Source organism: Sphingomonas aestuarii, from assembly GCF_054457155.1.
Map to the genome: position 1 here is coordinate 174700 of NZ_JBTKVV010000001.1, position 20723 is coordinate 195422.

At 63.3% G+C, this 20723-nt stretch carries 21 protein-coding genes; 10 read left to right on the plus strand and 11 right to left on the minus strand.

Annotated elements, in window-relative coordinates:
- Nucleotides 1–13: 13 nt before the first annotated feature.
- From ACX0GZ_RS00885 to ACX0GZ_RS00895, 3 genes are all read right to left on the minus strand, one after another.
- Nucleotides 14–1417, minus strand: coding sequence for a pyruvate dehydrogenase complex E1 component subunit beta (locus ACX0GZ_RS00885; RefSeq protein WP_458812296.1), 1404 nt, complete (start codon nt 1415–1417; stop codon nt 14–16).
- Between the two features lies 1 nt (nt 1418).
- Nucleotides 1419–2468, minus strand: a complete 1050-nt coding sequence (gene pdhA, locus ACX0GZ_RS00890; RefSeq protein ID WP_458812300.1) for a pyruvate dehydrogenase (acetyl-transferring) E1 component subunit alpha — start codon at nt 2466–2468, stop codon at nt 1419–1421.
- Between the two features lie 226 nt (nt 2469–2694).
- Nucleotides 2695–3012: an FtsB family cell division protein gene (locus tag ACX0GZ_RS00895; protein ID WP_458812303.1), complete on the minus strand. Its 318-nt coding sequence runs from the start codon at nt 3010–3012 to the stop codon at nt 2695–2697.
- Nucleotides 3013–3083: 71 nt separating this feature from the next.
- On the opposite strand from ACX0GZ_RS00895, the gene ACX0GZ_RS00900 reads away from it, so the two are divergent.
- The gene (locus tag ACX0GZ_RS00900; protein WP_458812306.1) at nt 3084–3455 is read left to right on the plus strand and encodes a tRNA-binding protein; all 372 of its coding nucleotides are present in this window, start codon (nt 3084–3086) and stop codon (nt 3453–3455) included.
- A 138-nt stretch (nt 3456–3593) separates the two neighbouring features.
- Here ACX0GZ_RS00900 and eno read toward each other — a convergent pair whose 3' ends face one another.
- Nucleotides 3594–4868, minus strand: coding sequence for a phosphopyruvate hydratase (gene eno, locus ACX0GZ_RS00905; RefSeq protein ID WP_458812309.1), 1275 nt, complete (start codon nt 4866–4868; stop codon nt 3594–3596).
- A gap of 149 nt (nt 4869–5017) precedes the next feature.
- Here eno and ACX0GZ_RS00910 point away from each other — a divergent pair, with 149 nt between their 5' ends.
- From ACX0GZ_RS00910 to ACX0GZ_RS00930, 5 genes are all read left to right on the plus strand, one after another.
- Nucleotides 5018–5503 (plus strand): hypothetical protein, encoded by a 486-nt coding sequence (locus ACX0GZ_RS00910; RefSeq protein WP_458812312.1) that lies wholly within the window; start codon nt 5018–5020, stop codon nt 5501–5503.
- A gap of 20 nt (nt 5504–5523) precedes the next feature.
- Nucleotides 5524–5892 (plus strand): phage holin family protein, encoded by a 369-nt coding sequence (locus ACX0GZ_RS00915; RefSeq protein WP_458812315.1) that lies wholly within the window; start codon nt 5524–5526, stop codon nt 5890–5892.
- Nucleotides 5889–6200, plus strand: a complete 312-nt coding sequence (locus ACX0GZ_RS00920) for a DUF3618 domain-containing protein (protein ID WP_458812318.1) — start codon at nt 5889–5891, stop codon at nt 6198–6200. Before ACX0GZ_RS00915 ends, ACX0GZ_RS00920 begins: the two co-directional genes overlap by 4 nt.
- Before the next feature lie 32 nt (nt 6201–6232).
- Complete coding sequence (locus ACX0GZ_RS00925; protein WP_458812321.1) at nt 6233–6628, plus strand: hypothetical protein; 396 nt, start codon at nt 6233–6235, stop codon at nt 6626–6628.
- Nucleotides 6629–6713: 85 nt separating this feature from the next.
- The gene (locus ACX0GZ_RS00930; RefSeq protein ID WP_458812324.1) at nt 6714–6941 is read left to right on the plus strand and encodes a DUF4170 domain-containing protein; all 228 of its coding nucleotides are present in this window, start codon (nt 6714–6716) and stop codon (nt 6939–6941) included.
- Between the two features lie 246 nt (nt 6942–7187).
- Here ACX0GZ_RS00930 and ACX0GZ_RS00935 read toward each other — a convergent pair whose 3' ends face one another.
- The 5 genes from ACX0GZ_RS00935 to carA form a co-directional block, all read right to left on the minus strand.
- Nucleotides 7188–7826, minus strand: a complete 639-nt coding sequence (locus tag ACX0GZ_RS00935) for a rhomboid family intramembrane serine protease (RefSeq protein WP_458812327.1) — start codon at nt 7824–7826, stop codon at nt 7188–7190.
- 114 nt (nt 7827–7940) lie between these two features.
- A complete protein-coding gene (gene greA, locus ACX0GZ_RS00940; protein ID WP_458812329.1) occupies nt 7941–8417 on the minus strand; it encodes a transcription elongation factor GreA in 477 nt (158 codons plus the stop codon).
- Between the two features lie 79 nt (nt 8418–8496).
- Nucleotides 8497–11856 (minus strand): carbamoyl-phosphate synthase large subunit, encoded by a 3360-nt coding sequence (carB, locus tag ACX0GZ_RS00945; protein ID WP_458812332.1) that lies wholly within the window; start codon nt 11854–11856, stop codon nt 8497–8499.
- On the minus strand, nt 11856–12299 hold the full coding sequence (locus tag ACX0GZ_RS00950) for a hypothetical protein (RefSeq protein ID WP_458812335.1): 444 nt from the start codon (nt 12297–12299) through the stop codon (nt 11856–11858). Before ACX0GZ_RS00950 ends, carB begins: the two co-directional genes overlap by 1 nt.
- Nucleotides 12296–13564 (minus strand): glutamine-hydrolyzing carbamoyl-phosphate synthase small subunit, encoded by a 1269-nt coding sequence (gene carA, locus ACX0GZ_RS00955; RefSeq protein WP_458812338.1) that lies wholly within the window; start codon nt 13562–13564, stop codon nt 12296–12298. Before carA ends, ACX0GZ_RS00950 begins: the two co-directional genes overlap by 4 nt.
- Before the next feature lie 139 nt (nt 13565–13703).
- Here carA and ACX0GZ_RS00960 point away from each other — a divergent pair, with 139 nt between their 5' ends.
- The 4 genes from ACX0GZ_RS00960 (at nt 13704) to rpoD (ending at nt 18615) form a co-directional block, all read left to right on the plus strand.
- The gene (locus ACX0GZ_RS00960) at nt 13704–14156 is read left to right on the plus strand and encodes a GatB/YqeY domain-containing protein (protein ID WP_458812341.1); all 453 of its coding nucleotides are present in this window, start codon (nt 13704–13706) and stop codon (nt 14154–14156) included.
- Nucleotides 14157–14271: 115 nt separating this feature from the next.
- Nucleotides 14272–14655 carry a GIY-YIG nuclease family protein gene (locus tag ACX0GZ_RS00965; protein ID WP_458812344.1) on the plus strand — a complete coding sequence of 128 codons (384 nt, stop codon included), beginning with the start codon at nt 14272–14274 and terminating at the stop codon, nt 14653–14655.
- A complete protein-coding gene (dnaG, locus tag ACX0GZ_RS00970) occupies nt 14652–16544 on the plus strand; it encodes a DNA primase (protein ID WP_458812347.1) in 1893 nt (630 codons plus the stop codon). Before ACX0GZ_RS00965 ends, dnaG begins: the two co-directional genes overlap by 4 nt.
- A 31-nt stretch (nt 16545–16575) precedes the next feature.
- Nucleotides 16576–18615 carry an RNA polymerase sigma factor RpoD gene (gene rpoD / locus ACX0GZ_RS00975; protein ID WP_458812350.1) on the plus strand — a complete coding sequence of 680 codons (2040 nt, stop codon included), beginning with the start codon at nt 16576–16578 and terminating at the stop codon, nt 18613–18615.
- 58 nt (nt 18616–18673) lie between these two features.
- Here the strand turns inward: rpoD and ACX0GZ_RS00980 are convergent, their stop codons facing one another.
- Both ACX0GZ_RS00980 and ACX0GZ_RS00985 read right to left on the minus strand, forming a co-directional pair.
- Nucleotides 18674–19060 carry a hypothetical protein gene (locus ACX0GZ_RS00980; protein ID WP_458812353.1) on the minus strand — a complete coding sequence of 129 codons (387 nt, stop codon included), beginning with the start codon at nt 19058–19060 and terminating at the stop codon, nt 18674–18676.
- 337 nt (nt 19061–19397) lie between these two features.
- Nucleotides 19398–20528: a YadA-like family protein gene (locus ACX0GZ_RS00985; RefSeq protein ID WP_458812356.1), complete on the minus strand. Its 1131-nt coding sequence runs from the start codon at nt 20526–20528 to the stop codon at nt 19398–19400.
- Nucleotides 20529–20723 lie beyond the last annotated feature (195 nt).

The window sequence follows — 20723 nt, forward strand, 5'->3', positions numbered from 1 at the left end:
CCCGACATCTCGATCAATCCCTGTACGTCACCTTCTTCACCGCCGCGACGACGCGCGGAGCATCGACCAGCGCCAGTTTTTCGAGATTGGCGGCATAAGGCAGCGGCACGTCCTCGTTGGTGACGCGCAGCACCGGCGCGTCGAGGTCGTCGAAGCCCTTTTCCATCACCACCGCGGCGATTTCCGACGCGATCGAACAGGTCGGCCAGCCTTCCTCGACCACGACCAGGCGATTGGTCTTTTTCAGGCTTTCGAGCACCGTGTCGGTGTCGAGCGGGCGCAGCGTACGCAAGTCGATGACCTCCGCCTCGATGCCTTGCTCGGCCAGCTTGTCGGCGGCTTCCAATGAGACGCCGACGCCGATCGAATAGCTGACGATGGTCACGTCCTTGCCCTCGCGCATGATCCGCGCCTTGCCGATCGGCAGCACGAAATCGTCGAGCTTGGGCACGTCGAAGCTGCGACCGTACATCAGTTCGTTTTCGAGGAAGACCACCGGGTCTTCGCTGCGGATCGCGGCCTTGAGCAGACCCTTTGCATCCGCCGCGTCATAGGGCGCGATCACGATCAGGCCGGGGACGCTGGCATACCACGGACCGTAGTTCTGGCTGTGCTGCGCGCCGACGCGGCTTGCCGCGCCGTTCGGGCCGCGAAACACGATCGGGCAGCGCATCTGGCCGCCGGACATATAATTGGTCTTGGCCGCCGAATTGATGATGTGGTCGATCGCCTGCATCGCGAAGTTGAACGTCATGAACTCGACGATCGGACGAAGCCCGCCCATCGCCGCGCCCGTGCCGACGCCCGCAAAGCCATATTCGGTGATTGGGGTGTCGATCACGCGGCGCGCGCCGAATTCGTCGAGCAGGCCTTGGGTGACCTTGTACGCGCCCTGATATTCGGCGACTTCCTCGCCCATCACGAACACACGGTCGTCGGCGCGCATTTCCTCGGCCATCGCGTCGCGCAGCGCTTCGCGGACCGTGGTCTTCACCATTTCGGTGCCTTCGGGGATTTCGGGATCGCGCTTGCCGGTTTTCTCGGCATGCTGGGTCAGCTGGGTGGTGCCGGTTTCCTTGGCCTCGGGCTTGTCGTCCGACTTGGCTTCTGCCTTGGGCGCCGCTTCCTGCTTCGGCGCTTCTTCCTTCGCCGAAGCTGCCTCGCTCGCGTCCTCGCCTTCCTCGGCAAGCACCGCGATCACGGTGCCGACCTTCACGTTGTCGGTGCCCTCGGCGACCACGATCTTGGCGATCGTACCTTCATCGACGGCCTCGAATTCCATCGTCGCCTTGTCGGTTTCGATCTCGGCCATGATGTCGCCGGACTTGACCGTGTCGCCTTCCTTGACGAGCCACTTGGCGAGCGTGCCCTCTTCCATCGTGGGCGACAGCGCCGGCATCTTCAGTTCGATCGCCATCTCAGTACGTCTCCACCAGAACTTCGGTGTACAATTCGTTCGGCTCGGGCTCCGGCGCGCTTTCGGCGAAGTCGGCGCTGGCGTTCACGATCTTCTTGATCTCGGCGTCGATCTTCTTGATCTCGTCTTCCTTGACGCCCGCCAGGTCCAGCTCGCGCTTGACCGCCTCGATCGGGTCGGACTTGTCGCGCACGGCCTGAACCTCGTCGCGGCTGCGATATTTCGCCGGGTCGGACATCGAATGCCCGCGATAGCGATAGGTCTTCATCTCAAGGATGATCGGCCCCTTGCCGCCACGCACCCATTCGAGCGCGGTTTCGATCGCTCCGCGGCATGCAAGCACGTCCATCCCGTCGACCTGGATGCCGGGGATGCGGAACGATTCGCCGCGCTTGTAGAGCTGGTCTTCCGACGACGCGCGGTTGACCGACGTGCCCATCGCATATTGGTTGTTCTCGATGACGAAGATGCACGGCAGCTTCCACAGCTCGGCCATGTTGAACGCTTCGTACACCTGGCCCTGGTTCGCAGCACCATCGCCGAAATAGGCAAGGCAGACGCCGCCATCGCCGACATATTTGTGCTTGAAGGCAAGCCCCGCGCCCAGCGACACCTGAGCGCCGACGATGCCGTGGCCGCCATAGAATTTATGCTCGGTCGAGAACATGTGCATCGACCCGCCCTTGCCCTTCGAAATCCCGGCGGCGCGCCCCGTCAGTTCGGCCATGATGACGTTGGGATCGATGCCATAGGCAAGCATGTGGCCGTGATCGCGATAACCGGTGATGACCGAGTCCTTGCCGACCTCAAGCGCCGATTGAAGCCCGACCGCGACCGCTTCCTGACCGATATAGAGGTGGCAGAAACCGCCGATCAGGCCCAGCCCGTACAGCTGCCCCGCCTTTTCCTCGAACCGGCGGATGAGCAGCATCTGGCGATAGAATTCCAGAAGCTCCTCCTTCGATGCCTCGTAACGCTTCGGCTCGGCCGGCCGTTCACGGTTGGTCACGGGAGGTTCGCTTTGACGGCTGCGCGCCGGTGCTTTGGCCACGATATGAATGCCCTCGTCCGGGGAGTGGAAAGGAAGGTGCCTATAGGCCGGTTGGTGCGGAAACTGCAACCGGGATGGCGGAGTTCCGTAGGGGAAGCCATTGATCCCCCACCCCCGTTCGTCCCGAGCGCAGTCGAGGGGCCTTTTCGAGCGAAGCGAGGAGACCTCGGCTACGCTCGGCAATGTCCCTCGACTCCGCTCGGGAGAAACGGACTTGGTCTGACCGTCACTCGATCGGAATGATCACCTCATCGGGGTGAACCACGTTCAGCTCCTTGCGGACCAGTTCGTCCACCATGTCCGGGTTGGCCCGCCGAGGATCGAGCTGCTCCACCCGGTTGCGCAATTCCGACCGCTTCTTGTCCAGCTCGGCATATTCCTTCTGGCGCGCTTCCAGCTGCCGGTCATATTCGCGGTAGGCGAGCACGCCGTTCGGCCCCGCCAGCGCGAAATAGATGAAAAAGCCCATGAAAATGATGCCGAATGCGGGTGGCCCTGCCCGTTTGAGCATCGCGACCATGCGGGACTGGTTGTTCGGGGCCATCGCCTTGCTTAGTGCGCGGGGCATCGCCCGATCAAGCGGGCTGACGAGGATTTCGCCGCGAAAGGACAACGATGCACGTCAATCACGCCGCCAATGCGCCCGCAGGCGATACCATCGGCTTCGACGATTTCCTTAAGGTCGATATCCGGGTGGGGACGATCGTTGCGGTCGAGGGCTTTCCCGAAGCGCGCAAACCGGCCTTCAAACTGCGGATCGATTTCGGCAGCGAAATCGGGGAAAAGAAATCGAGCGCGCAAATCACCGAACATTATGCGGCGGACGAGCTTTTGGGCCGTCAGGTGGCGGCAGTGGTCAATTTCCCGCCGCGTCAGATCGGGCGATTCATGTCGGAGGTGCTGACGCTGGGCTTCCCCGATGCGGAAGGAAGGGTCGTGCTGATCGGACCGAGCGAGAATGTGCCCAATGGCGGGCGGCTGTTCTGATCGCAACAATTCCTCCCCCACCGGGGGAGGGGGACCATCCGCAGCATGGTGGGGGGGCCACGAGCGTTGCGCTTCGTGGCTTGCCCCCTCCGTCAGCACTATGTTCTGCCACCTCCCCCGATGGGGGAGGAATTTAGATTAGCGCAACACGCTCCGCCCCGCATAGCGCGCGGTCGAACCCAGTTCCTCCTCGATGCGGATCAGCTGATTGTATTTCGCCAACCGGTCCGACCGCGCAAGGCTGCCGGTCTTGATCTGGCCGCAGTTCGTAGCGACCGCCAGATCGGCGATCGTCGCATCCTCGGTCTCGCCCGAGCGGTGCGACATGACCGCGGTATAGCCCGAACGCTGCGCCAGCGTGACCGCTTCCAGCGTTTCGGTCAGCGTGCCAATCTGGTTGACCTTGACCAGCAGCGAATTGGCCAGCCCCTTCTCGATCCCCATCGCCAGGCGCTTCGGGTTGGTCACGAACAGATCGTCGCCGACCAGCTGGACCTTGTCGCCGATTGCATCGGTCAGCGCCTTCCAGCCCTCGAAATCATCCTCGCCCATGCCGTCCTCGATCGAGAAGATCGGATAACGACGCGTCAGATCGGCGAGGAACTCGGCGTTCTCAAGTGGGCTGAGCGACTTGCCCTCGCCGACCATCTCGTATTTGCCGTTCTTGAGATATTCGGTCGCCGCGCAGTCGAGCGCCAGCATCACGTCGTCGCCCGGCGTGTAGCCTGCCTTTTCGATCGCCGACATGATGAAGTCGAGCGCATCGGTGGTGCTGGCGAGCGCAGGCGCGAACCCGCCTTCGTCACCGACCGAGGTCGACAGCCCCTTCTCGCTCAGACCCTTTTTCAGTGTGTGGAAGATTTCCGATCCGCAGCGCACCGCCTCTACGATATTCTCCGCGCCGACCGGCACGATCATGAATTCCTGGAAATCGATGGGGTTGTCGGCATGTTCGCCGCCATTGATGATGTTCATCATCGGCACCGGCAGCACCTGCGCCTGAACCCCGCCGATATAGCGATACAGCGGCAGCCCGCGCGCTTCCGCCGCCGCCTTGGCCACCGCGAGGCTCACGCCAAGGATCGCGTTCGCGCCCAGGCGGCTCTTGTTGTCGGTGCCGTCGAGTTCGATCATCGCCGCGTCGATTTCGGCCTGTTCCTCGGCGTCGAGCCCCAGGATCGCTTCGGCAATGTCCGAATTGACCGCCTCGACCGCATCGTCGACGCCCTTGCCCATCCAGCGGCCCTTGTCGCCGTCGCGGCGCTCGACCGCCTCATACGCGCCGGTCGATGCGCCCGAGGGGACCGCCGCGCGACCGAAGCTGCCGTCGTCAAGCAGCACATCGACCTCGACCGTCGGATTGCCGCGACTGTCGAGAATGCGGCGGCCATGAATGTCGATGATTGCGGTCACGTAACGGTCTCCCTAGATCATGGGCGAAAGCGAATGTCGCGGCTGCCTCTAGCCCCGACGGTCGCGAACCGCAAACGAAGTGGCGCGGCGCATGGAACCGCGCGGGCATCGCTTGGTTTGTTGGGATGAGTGAGGAAAGGGCTTTACCCATGAACGATACCACCACCCCCGTCCGTCCGAAACCGATGACCGAGGCGGAGAGCAACGTCGGCGGCTTCAAGGGCGCAACCCAGACGATCCGCGACGAAGCCGGAAAGCTGGGCAAGACCGCCGCCGAGAAGGCACGGCTCTATGCCGACGACGGCAAGGCCAAGGCATCAGGCGCGCTGGGCGAAGTCGCCAAGCTGGTCGACGACGCCGCCAACACCGTCGATGAAAAGCTCGGCGAGCAATACGGCCAATACGCCCATTCGGCGGCGAAGTTCGTCGATGAGTTCGCATCGACGCTCAACACCAAGAATGTCGACGAATTGCTGGAGGATACCCGCCAGTTCGTCCGCAAGAGCCCGGCCGTCGCCGTCGGCATCGCCGCCGCGCTCGGTTTCGTGATCGCCCGCGTCGTGAAGGCCGGGATCGATGGCACCGCCGACGCCGGCGAGCGAGCATCGACGCGCAAGCCGACCAACGACGCCTGATGCCGTCGTTGCGGGAAGAATTGACCGATACACCGGAGGAAAAGCCCGGGATCGGGACGTTGATCGGTCGGCTGGTCGAGGACGGAAAAGGCTATGCCCGTGCCGAAATCGACTATGTGAAGGCACTGGCCGGGGAACGGATGCGCGCGGCAAAGAGCGGCGTCATCTTCCTCGTCGCCGGACTGGTGCTGCTCCACGGCGCGCTGATCGCGCTGTTTGTGGGACTGGTCCTGTCGCTGGCGACGATCATCGGCCCGTTCTGGTCGATGTTGATCGTCGTCGCGGTGGCGAGCGTCATCGGTGGCGTGCTGGCCAAGATCGGCGTGTCGCATTTTCAGCGGGCAAAGGCTGGACCGGACGTGGAGCCTGTGGAGGTGATCGAGCCATGAATGCATCTCCCACCCTGATCGCGGCGATCGCCACGCGGGACGCCGCGCGTTTGCGGTTCCAGTCGACGCTCGATACGCTTCAGCACCGCCTCTCGCCTGCGACGCTGCGCGACGAAGCGGTCGAAACGGTACGGGAAACCGCAGTGTCCGCCGCACGCACCGGCGCGGAAACGGTCCGCAACAATCCGGGCAAGATCGCCGCGGGCATCGGCCTCGTCGGCCTGCTGCTCGCACGCAAGCCGATTGCCCGCGCGATCCGGCAGGGCGACGATGCAACCCCCGACGATACCGACGAGTTTGGAGCATGACGGCGCGCGTTCGCGCCCAGGAAGGACATGACATGAGCGACATCAACGACACCATCGACAAGGCCCAGGCAAAGGCCAGCGACGCCTATCGGTCGAGCAAGCAGAGCGTGAAACAGGCCGCAACCCGCGCCGAAAAGGCCGCCAAGGACAATCCGCTGGCGGTCGTCGCGGGCGGCATCGCGGTCGGAGCGGTGATCGGCGCGCTGCTGCCGAAGACGCAAAAGGAGGACGAATTGCTCGGCACCGTCGGCAAGCGTCTGGCCGAAGGCGCGACTGCCGCCGCAATCGCCGCGCGCGACACCGGCAAGGCCGAATTCGCGTCGCTCAAGCCCGACACGTCGAGCGCCAAGGACAAGGCCGGCTCGATCGCCGCGCACATTTTCGACGCAGCAAAATCGGCCGCGATCGGAACGGGTGAGCGCAAATAACCCGGCGGTAGAGGCTTCACACCCCCTTGAGCGCCGGTCGTTCGGCGCTTAGGGGCGGTGCAGCATTCCTCTCCCCGGAGCCTTTATGAGCAAGCTGCACCTGGTTTTCGGCGGTCGCGTCAGCGATCCGCGTACCCTCGACTATACCGACCTCAAGAATATCGACGTGGTCGGTATCTTCCCCGACTATGAAAGCGCCGAAAAGGCGTGGCGCGCCGCTGCCCAGCGCACCGTCGACGATGCCGAGATGAAATATGTGCTGGTGCATCTGCACCGCCTGCTCGAACCGGAAATCGAAGGTCCGGCGGCTTAAAGCCCTCCCCAAAAAACCGTCCCAGCGAAAGCTGGGGCATCAGGCCATATCGCGAAACGCGAGATAGCCCAGCTTTCGCTGTGATGACGGTTTTGAGGCTGGAATGACGGTCCTTGGAGCGCCAATCGAAATCAGCACGCCCTCCGTTCGTTTCGAGCGAAGTCGAGAAACGCTAACTTGGCGCCACGCTCACGTTTCTCGACTTCGCTCGAAACGAACGGGATCAGGGTTGTCGGAGACCCCGCCTCAGGCCCCCTTCCACCGCCATACGAGCAGCGGTCGCGCCAGCGCCAGCCCCGCAACGAACCCGCCGATATGCGCCGCCGCCGCGATCGGCATCCCGGCCTGTGTGCTCAGAACCCCGATCAGCAGGTTGAGCACCGTCCACGCCGCCGCCAGCCACAGCACATGCACGGTTCGCGCCGACAGCGGCCCGATCGCCTTCGCGCGCGGGCGACCATAGAGCAGCGCATAGGCGCCCACCACCGCCGACACTGCCCCGCTCGCCCCGATCATCGGCACCTCGGACATCGGCTCGACCGCCCATTGCGCCGCCGCAGCGGCATAGGCGCCGACCAAATAAAGTACGACCACCCCGCGCCCGCCCAGCGCGCGTTCGCTCCCCGTCCCGCACACCCACAGCATCAGCATGTTGAAGCCAAGATGGATGAAACCGGCATGGATCAGCGCGGCGCTGAGCGGCGTCAGCAAGGAGGGGACGACCCACAGATCCGAGGGGATGAAGACTTCGACCGACCAGCGGACCGGCATGAAACCGGCGACCACCGCAGCCCAATTCTCGCTGGCGGTAAGCGTGAGTGCGACGCTGACCAGCACCGTCGTAACGGCAATTGCCAAGGTTACCGGCGTGTTAGTGCGCGTCATTCGCCACCAACCCGTTCGTGCTGAGCTTGTCGAAGCACTGCTTTTCTCTTCTTTGGATGAAAGAAGGACAGCGCTTCGGCAAGCTCAGCGCGAACGGATATCAAGGATGGAAAATCAAATGAACTCGATCTTCGACACCAGATAATATTTGTCGCCCGACGGCACGGTCACTTCGACCTCTTCGTCGACCTTGCGCCCGATCAGCGCGCGGCCCAACGGCGAATTATAGCTGATCCGCCCGACATTCGCGTCCGCCTCGGCCTGACCGACGATCTGGTATTTCACCGGCTTGTCGTCCTCGTCGAGCAGCGTGACGGTCGCGCCGAACACGATCTTGTCGCCCGACAGGTCCTTCGGGTCGATGATCTGGGCGCGGCTCAGCTTGTCCTCGATATCGGCAATCGACGCCTCGACCTGGCCCTGACGTTCCTTTGCGGCGTGATATTCGGCGTTTTCGGACAGGTCGCCATGCGCACGCGCTTCCTCGATCGCATCGACGATCGTCGGGCGCTCGGTTTTGAGCCGCTTCAGCTCGGCGCTGAGCTTCTCATAGCCTTCTTGCAGCATCGGCATCTTTTCGACCGTCGCCATCACATCCGTCCCTCAGTTCAAAACGCCCCACCCCGGCGGCCCTTGCCGGGCCACCCGCACATAACGCCAATGTCGGGGATCAATTGTGCGATTGCGAATAATAGGACTGCAAGGGGCGGACTTCAAGGGAGCGGCTGCCCAGCGCCTCGATCGCATACGCTGCCGCGACGCTGGCAGGCGCGGTCGTGAAATAGGGAATTTTCTGCGTCAGCGCGCACGCGCGGATCGACTGCGAATCCTTGAGCGATTGCCAGCCTTCGGTCGTGTTGAAGATCAGCTGCACATCCCCGTCCTGGATGCGATCGACGATATGCGGGCGTCCCTGCGCGACCTTGTTGACGCGCTCGACATTGATCCCCTGCCCGGCCAGGAAATCCGCCGTACCGCCGGTCGCGACGATGTGGAAACCAAGTTCGGCCAGCTTCTGCACACCGGGGAGCACCACCGCCTTGTCGCTGTCCTTGACGCTGACGAATGCGGTGCCCTTGGCGGGAAGCGTCGTGCTCGCACCAAGCTGCGCCTTGGCGAAAGCCATCGGGAAATCGCTATCGATTCCCATGACTTCGCCGGTGGACTTCATTTCGGGAGACAATACCGGATCGACACCGGGAAAGCGGTTGAACGGGAACACCGCTTCCTTGACCGCGATATGATCGATGTGGCGGTCGATCCTCGGCAGATCAGCGAGAAGTTCACCGGCCATCACCCGCGCCGCGATCTTGGCGATGGGCGCGCCGATCGCCTTGGCGACGAAGGGCACGGTGCGCGATGCGCGCGGATTGACCTCGATCAGATAGACCTGATCTTTTGGCTGTTCGGCCTCACGGCCGCTGGCCTTTACCGCGAACTGGATGTTCATCAGCCCCTCGACGCTCAGCGCACGCGCCAGCGCTTCGGTCTGGCGCTCGATTTCGGCAATGATGTCGGCGGGCAGCGAATAGGGCGGGATCGAGCACGCACTGTCGCCCGAATGGACGCCCGCTTCCTCGATATGCTGGAGCACGCCCGCGACCACGACGTCGGTGCCGTCAGCGATGGCATCGACATCGACCTCGATCGCGTCGCGTAAGTACTGGTCGATCAAAACCGGCGTATCCGCAGACACTTGCACCGACGTCCGGATATAATCGTCGAGCTGTTCGGGACCGTCGACAATCTCCATCGCGCGACCGCCCAGTACATAGCTGGGGCGCGTCAGCACCGGGTATCCGATGCGCTCGGCAATCGCGAGCGCCTCTTCGCGGCTGCGCGCCATGCCGTTGGCGGGCTGCTTCAGACCCAGCTTGGAAACGAGCGCGGCGAACCGCTCCCGGTCCTCGGCCAGGTCGATCGCGTCTGGTGAGGTACCGAGGATCGGGATGCCCGCCTCCTCCAGCGCCCGCGCCAGATTGAGCGGCGTTTGCCCACCGAACTGGACGATCACGCCGACAAGCTCACCGCTCGATCTTTCGACTTCCAGGATCTCCAGTACGTCCTCGGCGGTCAGCGGTTCGAAATAGAGCCGGTCCGACGTGTCGTAATCGGTCGACACGGTCTCCGGATTGCAGTTGACCATGATCGTCTCATAGCCTGCATCCGCCAGCGCAAAGCAGGCGTGGCAACAGCAATAATCGAACTCGATCCCCTGCCCGATCCGGTTCGGACCGCCGCCCAGAATGACGATCTTGCGCCGATCACTCGGCATCGCCTCATTCTCAGGCTCGCCGAAGCTCGGGGCTTCATAGGTGGAATACATATAGGGCGTCTTGGCGTCGAATTCCGCGGCGCAGGTGTCGATGCGTTTGAACACCGGGCGCACGCCCAGTTTATGGCGCAGCGCACGCACCTCGCCCTCGGTAACGCCGCCGGTCATCGCCTTGACCGCTTCGTGGATCAGGCCCGATCCGCGCGCAACGCCCGCCGCATTGCCACGCAGATTGGCCGATTGCAGCGCGAGATGCGCGAGCCGCTTGTCCGAAAAGCCCATCGATTTCAGGCGGCGCAACCCTGCCGCATCGCGCGGCAGGCCGTTGGTGCAGACTTCTTCCTCCGCGCGAATGATCTCGGCGATCCGTTCCAGGAACCAGGGGTCGAACTTGGCGATGGCGTGGACTTCACCGACGCTGAACCCTTCGCGCAGTGCTTGCGCCGCGACCAACAACCGGTCGGGAGTCGCCTGCGACAGTGCCGCCTCGATTTCCTCGCGCGGCGCGCCGACCAGCCGGTGCACTTCGTCGAACCCGGTCAGCCCGGTTTCCAGACCGCGCAGCGCCTTTTGCATCGATTCATGGATATTGCGCCCGATCGCCATGACTTCGCCGACCGACTTCATCGCGGTCGACAGCAACGGCTCGGCGCCCTTGAACTTTTCGAACGCGAAACGCGGGATTTTGGTCACGACATAATCGATGGTCGGCTCGAACGACGCCGGCGTCGCGCCGGTGATGTCGTTGTCGATCTCGTCCAGCGTGTATCCGACCGCCAGCTTGGCGGCGACCTTGGCGATCGGGAAGCCGGTGGCCTTGGACGCCAGCGCGGAAGAGCGTGATACGCGCGGGTTCATCTCGATGACGATCAGGCGGCCGTCCTTCGGATTGACGGCGAACTGGACGTTGGAACCGCCCGTTTCGACACCGATTTCGCGCAAGACAGCGATGCTGGCATTGCGCATGATCTGATATTCCTTGTCGGTCAGCGTCAGCGCGGGCGCGACGGTGATCGAATCGCCCGTATGGACGCCCATCGGGTCGATATTCTCAATGGAGCAGACGATGATCGCATTGTCCTTGCGGTCGCGCACCACCTCCATCTCATATTCTTTCCAGCCGAGCAGCGATTCCTCGATCAGGACTTCGGTGGTGGGCGACGCGTCGAGCCCGCCGGTGACGATGCGGACGAACTCGTCCTTGTTATAGGCGACGCCGCCGCCGGTGCCGCCCATCGTGAAGCTGGGACGGATGATCGCGGGCAGCCCGGTATGGTCGAGCGCGGCCAGCGCCTCGTCCAGCGTGTGCGCGATTGCCGAACGGGCGGACTCCAGCCCGATCTTGTCCATCGCGTCGCGGAACTTGATCCGGTCCTCGGCCTTGTCGATCGCTTCGGCATCGGCACCGATCATGATGCAGCCGAATTTTTCGAGCGTGCCGTCGTTCGCCAACGCCAGCGCGGTGTTGAGCGCGGTCTGCCCGCCCATCGTCGGCAGCACCGCGTCGGGCCGCTCCTTCTCGATAATCTTGGCAACGACCGCGGGTGTGATCGGCTCGACATAGGTCGCGTCGGCCAACTCGGGATCGGTCATGATCGTCGCCGGGTTCGAATTGACGAGGACGATCCGGTAACCCTCCTCCTTCAACGCCTTGATCGCCTGCGTGCCCGAATAATCGAACTCGCACGCCTGACCGATAACGATCGGCCCCGCGCCGATCACGAGGATGGAGGAAATGTCGGTGCGTTTGGGCATTAGGTTGTCACGTCCATGCGCGGATTGGGGAAATCGATGGTCAAGGATTGAAGCCGTCCATGGCGGGGTTCCAACGCACAACCTCGTGACACGGCCTCCGCAGCATTGGCGACGGTGCCGCTCTTAAACTTAGCTAACATCTGGTCGCCGTTGATCAGCACTTCGTCGCGATCGATCTTCTTGGCTTTCCACTCTTCGACCATTCGCCCGGATTGGCTTACCGTGGTGATGACCGGCTTCCTCTCCTCGATAACGCTTTGGCGCTCGCTCTCTTCGAGAGCCGACAGGTCAAATCCATAGGTTGCGCTCAGACTGTCGGATTGGACCTGAAGCTGAGCCGATTTTGCGAACCGTTCGGCACAACTTCCAAAAGTCGAGGTGTCGGCCTGACATCCCGCAACCGACAACAATCCGAGGATCGGCAGAGCGCGAATGGAAATCATTGCGGCTTCTCCAAAATCCCCACGAACCGCTCGAACAGATAAAGACTGTCCTGCGGTCCCGGCGAGGCTTCGGGGTGGTATTGCACGCTGAACGCCGGGCGGTCGGTCAATTCCAGCCCCGCATTCGATCCGTCGAACAGCGACACATGGGTTTCGCGGACATTGGCGGGCAGGCTGTCGCGTTCCACCGCGAAGCCGTGGTTCATGCTGGTGATCTCCACCGCGCCGTCCGACAGCCGCTTGACCGGGTGGTTGGCGCCGCGATGGCCCTGGAACATCTTGGTGGTCGTCGCGCCCACCGCGAGGCCGAGCAATTGATGGCCAAGACAGATGCCGAAGATCGGCAGCTTCGTGTCGAGCAGCTGGCGGATGACGGGCACGGCATACTCGCCGGTCGCGGCGGGATCGCCGGGACCGTTCGACAGGAACACGCCTGCGGGGTTAAGGGCCATCACCTCGTCATAAGTCGCGGTGGCGGGGAGGACGCTGACCTTTGCGCCCGCCGCAACCAGATTGCGAAAGATGTTGCGTTTGCTGCCATAGTCGATGGCGACGACATGGGGTTTCTCAAGCCCCTCCCCTTCAGGGGAGGGGTTGGGGTGGGGCTGTGCCCCAGACTCTGTTGCTTGTGGGGAGGCCCCACCCCTGAAGGGGAGGGGTGAAGCGTCGTCACCGAAGCCGAAACCCAGCCGCCAGATGCCGCCCTGCCCGCCTTCTCCCCAGCCATAATGGGTTTGGGTGGTCACATCACGCGCGAGGTCCATGCCCTCCAGCCCCGGCCACGCCCGCGCCTGTGCCAGCAATGCGTCGATGTCGAACTCGCCACTGGGCGAATGCGCGATCACCCCATTGGGCGCGCCGCCCACGCGGATGCGGCGCGTCAAAGCCCGCGTGTCGATGCCCGACAGGCCGATGCGGTTGTGCGCCTTCATCCAGTCGTCCAGCCGCTGGGCGCTGCGGAAATTGCTCGGCTCGGTCACATCCTCGCGCACGATCATGCCCAGCGCATGGGGATCGTCCGCCTCGATATCGTCGGCATTTGTGCCGACATTGCCGATATGGGGGAAAGTAAAATTGATGATCTGCCCGGCAAAGCTCGGGTCGGTCATGATTTCCTGATAGCCGGTCATGGCCGTGTGGAAGCACACCTCACCGACTGCCGAGCCTTCCGCGCCGAAGCCCCGGCCCCACACCACGTCTCCGCTCGCCAACACCAATACGCCCGTCGCACCTTCGGGCATGGGCATGGGTTTGGCGTCGGCCATGAGGCGGGCTTCCTGTCTGGTGTCTGGCGATGTCGCTAAGATGTGGCGGCTAGACCCCATGCGCGCACCCGTCAATCTGTTAATCGGCGCGGGCGCGCGCTAACGGGGTGGTTTGCACATTCAGGGTTGAGAGAAGCCGATGATTCGCGACGATATCAAGTCCGCACTGGTGACCGCGATGAAGGCGGGCGACAAGCAAAGCACCGCGGCGATCCGCCTGATCCAGTCGGCGATCAAGAATCGCGACATCGAAGCGCGTACCGGCAAGGCACCGGAGAATGACGACGATCTGGTGGTCGAGGTCTTGCAGAAAATGGTCAAGCAGCGCCGCGAATCGATCGAGATGTTCGAAAAAGGCGGCCGTCAGGAACTCGCCGACCAGGAAAAGGGCGAAGTCGCGGTCATCGAACGCTTCCTCCCCGCGCAGATGGACGATGCGCAGACGGCTGCGGCGATCGAGGTGATCAAGGTGGAACTGGGCGCAACCGGCATGAAGGACATGGGCCGCGTGATGGCAGAGCTGAAGGCGCGGCACGGGTCCGAGCTGGACATGAGCAAGGCAAGCGCGGCGGTGAAGGCGGCGTTGATCTGAGGGGAGAGAGGTTTCTCGACTTCGCTCGAAACCAACGGATTTTGGTATTATTCACATCCACATCCGTTGGTTTCGAGCGAAGTCGAGAAACGTTTAACAGGACGATCCGCAAGCGATGGCATTCTGGGCTTATCTGATCCGATGTGCCGATGGCCGCTATTATACCGGCCAGACAGATGATCTCGATCGGCGGCTCGCGGAACACAATGCAGGCGGGTTCTGTGATTGCCCCGCGCGCAGGCGACCGCTGGAACTAGTTTGGTCGGAAAGTTTCCAGACGCGTTTGGAAGCGTTGGAAGCCGAGCGCATTGTCGGTGGGTGGTCTCGCGCCAAGAAGGAAGCGCTTATCGCGGGGAATTGGTCGATGGTGTCGCATTTTGCCAAACCGCCCGGAGAACGTTTCTTGATTTCGCTCGAAACGAACGGGGAGTGGAAGGGCGAATTACGGACCACTCCGTTCGTTTTGAGCGAAGTCGAGAAACGCAGCCCCGCACGATGACCCTCACGCCGCAATTTCTCGACGAACTGCGCGCGCGGACCACGCTGTCGACGCTCATCGGACGCACCGTCAAAGTCCAGCGGGCGGGACGGGAGTTCAAGGCCTGCTGCCCGTTCCATAACGAAAAGACGCCGTCCTTCACGATTAACGACGACAAGGGTTTCTACCATTGCTTCGGTTGCGGGGCGCATGGCGACGCGATCCGTTGGATGACCGATCAGCGTGGCCTTCCGTTCATGGATGCGGTGAAGGAACTTGCGGCCGCCGCAGGAATGGACGTCCCCGCCCCCGACAAGCGCTCCGCCGAACGCGCCGAACGGGCGAAGGGGCTGCACGAGGTAATGGCGGATGCCGCCAAATGGTTCACCCAGCAGCTTGACGGGTTGGCGGGCGCGGAGGCGCGTGCCTTGCTTTCCAAGCGCGGGATCAAACCGGAGACCGCGCGCGCATTCGGTATGGGTTATTCCCCCGATGCGCGCGGCGCGTTGCGAACGGCGCTCAAACATTATGGCGACGCGCTGCTGATCGAGGCGGGGCTGCTCATCCAGGTCGAGGGCAAGGAGCCTTACGACCGGTTCCGCGGTCGGCTGATGATCCCGATCAAGGATGCGCGCGGTCGCGTCATCGCCTTTGGTGGCCGCATCATCGGCGAGGGCGAGCCGAAATACCTCAACTCCCCCGACACCCCGCTCTTCGACAAGGGGCGCACGCTCTACAACATCGACCGTGCCCAAACTGCCGCGCGCAAGGTGGGCCGCGTGATCGCGGTTGAAGGCTATATGGACGTGATCGCGCTTGCCCAGGCCGGGTTCGACGAGGTCGTCGCGCCGCTCGGCACCGCGATGACCGAGCATCAGTTGGAACGGATGTGGCGCATGGTCGATGTGCCGATCCTGTGCTTCGACGGCGACTCGGCAGGGCAGAAAGCGGCCTTGCGCGCGGCAGGCCGCGGATTCCCGATGCTGGAGCCGGGCCGCAGCCTGTCCTTCGTGACCTTGCCGGAGGGGATGGACCCCGACGACCTGGTGCGCGCCAAGGGTCCGTCGGCGTTCGAGGCGTTCCTGACCAAGCCGGAAGGGTTGGCGACCCGCGTGTGGAATGCCGAACTCGTCGCCGAGCCGCTGGAGACGCCCGAGGCCCGCGCAGGGCTTCGCAAACGCCTGACCGAACGTGCCCAAGCGATCCAGCACCCGATCGTCCGCGACGAATATATTGCCGAATATCGGCAGCGCTTCGACGAGCAGTTCGGGCGCGGGCGGCCATCGACGCGCTTCGATGGCCCCCGCGGCGGCGGTGGACGCCCCTCCCCGCGCGGCACGTTCAAGAACGGCAAATGGACGCCGCCGGATCGTCCCGTCTCCAACGAGGCGCGCGGCGTTCATACCACCGGCATCGACCCGGTGCTCGCGCGCGCCGTGCTGGCCGGGCTGATCCGTCACCCGGTCGAAATCGCTCGCCATGTGGAGGTGCTTGGATCGCTGCGCATTGGCGGCGGCGCGCTTGCCCGGCTGTTCGAGGCGGTGATCGACGTCGCGCTTGAGGATCAAGCGCTTGATAGCGCGCAAGTCCTCACCATATTGGCGCGGTCCGGGTTCGATTCCGTGGCCTCCGACCTGCTTCGTGCCGACACCTTGCCTTTTTCGTTCACGCAGATCGCGGCCGATCCGGCGCAGGCCCGTTCGGACCTGAACGAAGCGATCGCGATCCTGGCGGCGGGACCGGTGGTGGCTGGCGCGCTGGCCGAAGCGACGGCGCGGCTGGAGACGAGCGGCGAGGCCGGAGACTTTGACGCCCAACAGGCGTTGTTGAAGGAACAAATGGCGCTTCGCGCGCGACTTGCAAATCTGGTCCTTGCGGACGAAGGCGATATTGGCGACAAGGCGGTGTAAAATGCCGCCATCGGGTTATTCGAGGGTATAGATGGCGAAGGCGAATACGGCGGACGCGGCCGACACGAACGAAACCGGCGACGCACCGCTGATCGACCTGAACGAAGGGTCGATCAAGAAGCTGGTCGCGCGCGCGAAAAAGCGTGGCTACATCACCGTCGATCAGCTCAACGAAATGCTGCCGCAGGACCAGATGTCCTCCGAGCAGATCGAAGACGTCATGGCGTCATTGAACGACATGGGCGTCAATGTCGTTGAGAATGAAGAGGCGGGCGAGGACGACACGCCGGAAGAGGAAACGCCCGACGAAATCGACGGCAACGACAATTCGGACGGCTCGGCGCCTGCGTTCGAAGCGCCGAAGAAAAAGGAAACCGTTGATCGCACCGACGATCCGGTCCGCATGTATCTGCGCGAAATGGGCGCGGTCGAACTGCTCAGTCGCGAAGGCGAAATCGCCATCGCCAAGCGGATCGAGGCGGGTCGCGACACGATGATTCTGGGGCTGTGCGAATCGCCGATCACCTTCAACGCGATCATCGGCTGGTCCACCGCGCTCAACGAAGGCACGATGCAGCTGCGCGAGATTCTCGATCTCGACGCGATGCTGTCGAAGGATCCAGCGCCCGAATCGCTGACCGAGGACGGCGAAGAGGACGACGACGGCGAAATTTCGGAAAAGAATGCCGGTCCCTCCTACAAGGAAGAGGAAGAAGTCGAAGAGGAAACCGCGTCGGACGACGACGAGGATTCGATGACCGAACGCCGCGCCAAGCGTCCGTCGGACGACGAGGAAGAGGACAACACCCTCTCCCTCGCGCAGATGGAAGAAACGCTCAAGCCGATGGCGCTTGAGAAGTTCGCCAGCATCACGTCGCTCTACAAGAAATTCTCCAAGGTCCAGCAGCAGCGGCTCGACGCGATGTCGGCGGGCGGCGAGATGTCGGCGGCGGAGGAGCGCAAATATCAGAAATTGCGCGAAGACCTGACCGCAGAAGTCGAAAGCGTCCAGTTTCACAACGCCAAGATCGAATATCTGGTCGACCAGCTCTATTCGTTCAACCGTCGCCTGACGACGCTGGGCGGCCAGATGCTGCGGCTTGCCGAGCGTCACAAGGTGCCGCGCAAGGCGTTCCTCGACGCCTATGTCGGCAACGAACTCGACGAGAATTTCCTCGCCAGCGTCGAGGGCATCGACAAGAAGTGGAAGGCGTTCGCCGAAAACGAAGCCGCGGGCGTCGATCGCATCCGCGCCGAAATCGCCGAGATTTCGCAGGCGACCGGCATGGCGCTGGGCGAGTTCCGCCGCATCGTCAACACGGTGCAAAAGGCCGAACGCGAAGCGCGCATCGCCAAGAAGGAAATGGTCGAGGCGAACCTGCGCCTCGTCATCTCGATCGCCAAGAAATACACCAATCGCGGGCTGCAGTTCCTGGATTTGATCCAGGAAGGCAATATCGGCCTGATGAAGGCGGTCGATAAATTCGAATATCGCCGCGGTTACAAGTTCAGCACCTATGCGACCTGGTGGATTCGCCAGGCGATTACGCGGTCGATCGCCGATCAGGCGCGCACCATCCGCATTCCGGTGCACATGATCGAGACGATCAACAAGCTGGTCCGCACCAGCCGCCAGTTCCTGCACGAACAGGGCCGCGAACCGACGCCGGAGGAAATGGCCGAACGGCTGTCCATGCCGCTCGAAAAGGTCCGCAAGGTGATGAAAATCGCCAAGGAGCCGATCTCGCTCGAAACGCCGATCGGTGACGAGGAGGATTCGCATCTGGGCGATTTCATCGAGGACAAGAACGCGATCATCCCGGTCGATGCCGCGATCCAGGCGAACCTCAAGGAAACGGTCACCCGCGTTCTCGCAAGCCTCACCCCGCGCGAGGAACGCGTGCTGCGGATGCGCTTCGGGATCGGCATGAATACCGATCACACGCTCGAAGAGGTCGGCCAGCAATTCAGCGTGACGCGCGAACGCATCCGTCAGATCGAGGCGAAGGCGCTCCGCAAGCTGAAACACCCCAGCCGCAGCCGCAAGATGCGGTCGTTCCTCGATCAGTAAGTGGAAAGGGCCTCGCTTCGGCGGGCCCTTTTCTTTGATGGCTACGGCCTTGCGCGGTTCAGGAGACTATGCGCTCGCTCGCCTGCCTAACGCTGACTCGAAACAGCGCCGCCGAACTCAGCCACAATGTCAGTAACACGCTCGTTGCGATCACCACCCGCCTCGCGCCTTCGGGCGTGGTCGAGGGCGCGGTCAGGATCACCACCGCCAGCCAGGCCTGAACGACCGCCACCGCCAGCATCGCCCGTGCCATGTCGTGCGCGCGAAACCGCGCCACGAACGCGCACGCCGCCGCGGTCACCACCACGCCGAAAAAGCCCAGATTGGCCGGATCATCCTCTCTGACGATCCCCACCGTGACATTTACCCAGCACACCAGAAAGCCTGCCAGCAGCGCCGCTGCGCCGCCAAGACGATATGATACTGTCCCAGAATTGCTCCTCATGCCCCGCCTCCCTTGCTTGATTTGAAGGCACCACACTGCCCAGGCCAGTGGTGAGCGGCATGAGCACGTTGTGAGGAATCAGCGAGATCCAACGACGTTGGGGCATGACGCTTATCGTCACCTCGGCCCTGCAACCGGGGTGTCGCGATTATCCCCACCCCGCTCCCGCCCCCCCAAACGCAACGCTCCGGCAGTGGTGGGTCACTGCCGGAGCGCGCCGGACGACAATGGGGCGTCGCCCGCTTGGGAAGGTGCCTGTGGGTTTCGGGACGTCAGGCACCCGTTCTTTTCCGGAGGGACTGGACCGGAGCCCCCCCGGAAGAAGATCGGCACATCGTCAGAAGTGGAAGCCGACCCCGGCATTGTAGCTGACCTCGCCGCGCCGAGTGTCCATGGCGGCACCGGCGCGGAACACGGTCGGTCGGTCGCTTTCGGTCGCTTTCGAAACGCCCAGTGCAAATGCGACCTCTCCGCCATGCCCGCCGATCGCGGCACCTGCCATCCCCTTGCCCGGCAAAAAGCTCTGCGGAAGCCCCGACAGCGCCGATCCATTGGCGGCCAGCGCATTCATATCGGCACGCAATATCCGGTTGTTCTCCGCCATCAGCGTCCGGGTCGCGGCCAGGCTGGTGTCGAACATCGCCGCAACCGACTGGTCGGTATAGCCGCGAGCGGCATCCAGGGTGGCAAGCGCCAGTCGCTCGGCTTGGCCGACGCTGGCGGCATCGTTGGATGCGACGCCATCGGCGATACCGGTCAGGCGGCGGTCGCCGTCGGTCCCGGCAAGACTGACCAGCGATCCCCCCGTCTGCGCGCCGACGCTGATGGTGCCGGTTGCAGCGTCCTGACGAACCAGTCCGACGCGCCCTGCCTCGACATCGGCGCGCAGCGTGGTGCTATGGTCGAGCGCCAGTGCGGCGGTCGCCTGGGCGCCGTCGATGCGGGTCGAATGTTCGGCAAGCCGGGCATCCTGCTCGATATCCTTCGCCATCCCTGCGGCGACATCGACCTCCAGCCGTCCCACGCGCCCGTCGAGCCCCGCAATCGCACGTCCATTGGCGTCGATTCGGTTTTCATGGTCCGCCAGGATCACATCCTGTTCGCGATTGCGCTCGACGGCTGCCGCAACGTCAATTTCGACGCCGCCGACGCGCACGTCCAGATCGGCAATCGCCTGAACACTGGCGTCGATCCGCAGATTCGTGTTGGCCAACGCGTTATCAAGCAGGCTGATACGGGCATCGTCATCGACCTGTGCCGCGATCACCGCCGACAGATTGGCGTCGATATCGACCAGCCGCCCCTCGATCAGCGTCAGTCGCCCGGCATTCACCGTCACCCGCGCATCGATATCGAGCAAGGTCGCATCGATCGAGATCAGCTGCGCCGAAGCGGGCGCTGCGATGAAGCTGGCGGCGATGGCCACCAGGCTGGCGGGTATGGGTCGGAGATAGCGTCGACGGGGCATGGGCATCGGCCTTCAACTTGGGTTTCCCCGATATTAGGGATGGGCCGCTTTCGGCCCTTCCCTGCCGCCGCCGATCATCTGTTGCGTAATTCGCGCGATCCTCCGCGCCGCGCGACTTGGTCCAGTTGAGAAAAACTGCTCCGTATCGGATCAACGTAGCCCCGATCGACGCAATCCGCAGCGAATCGGACCCTT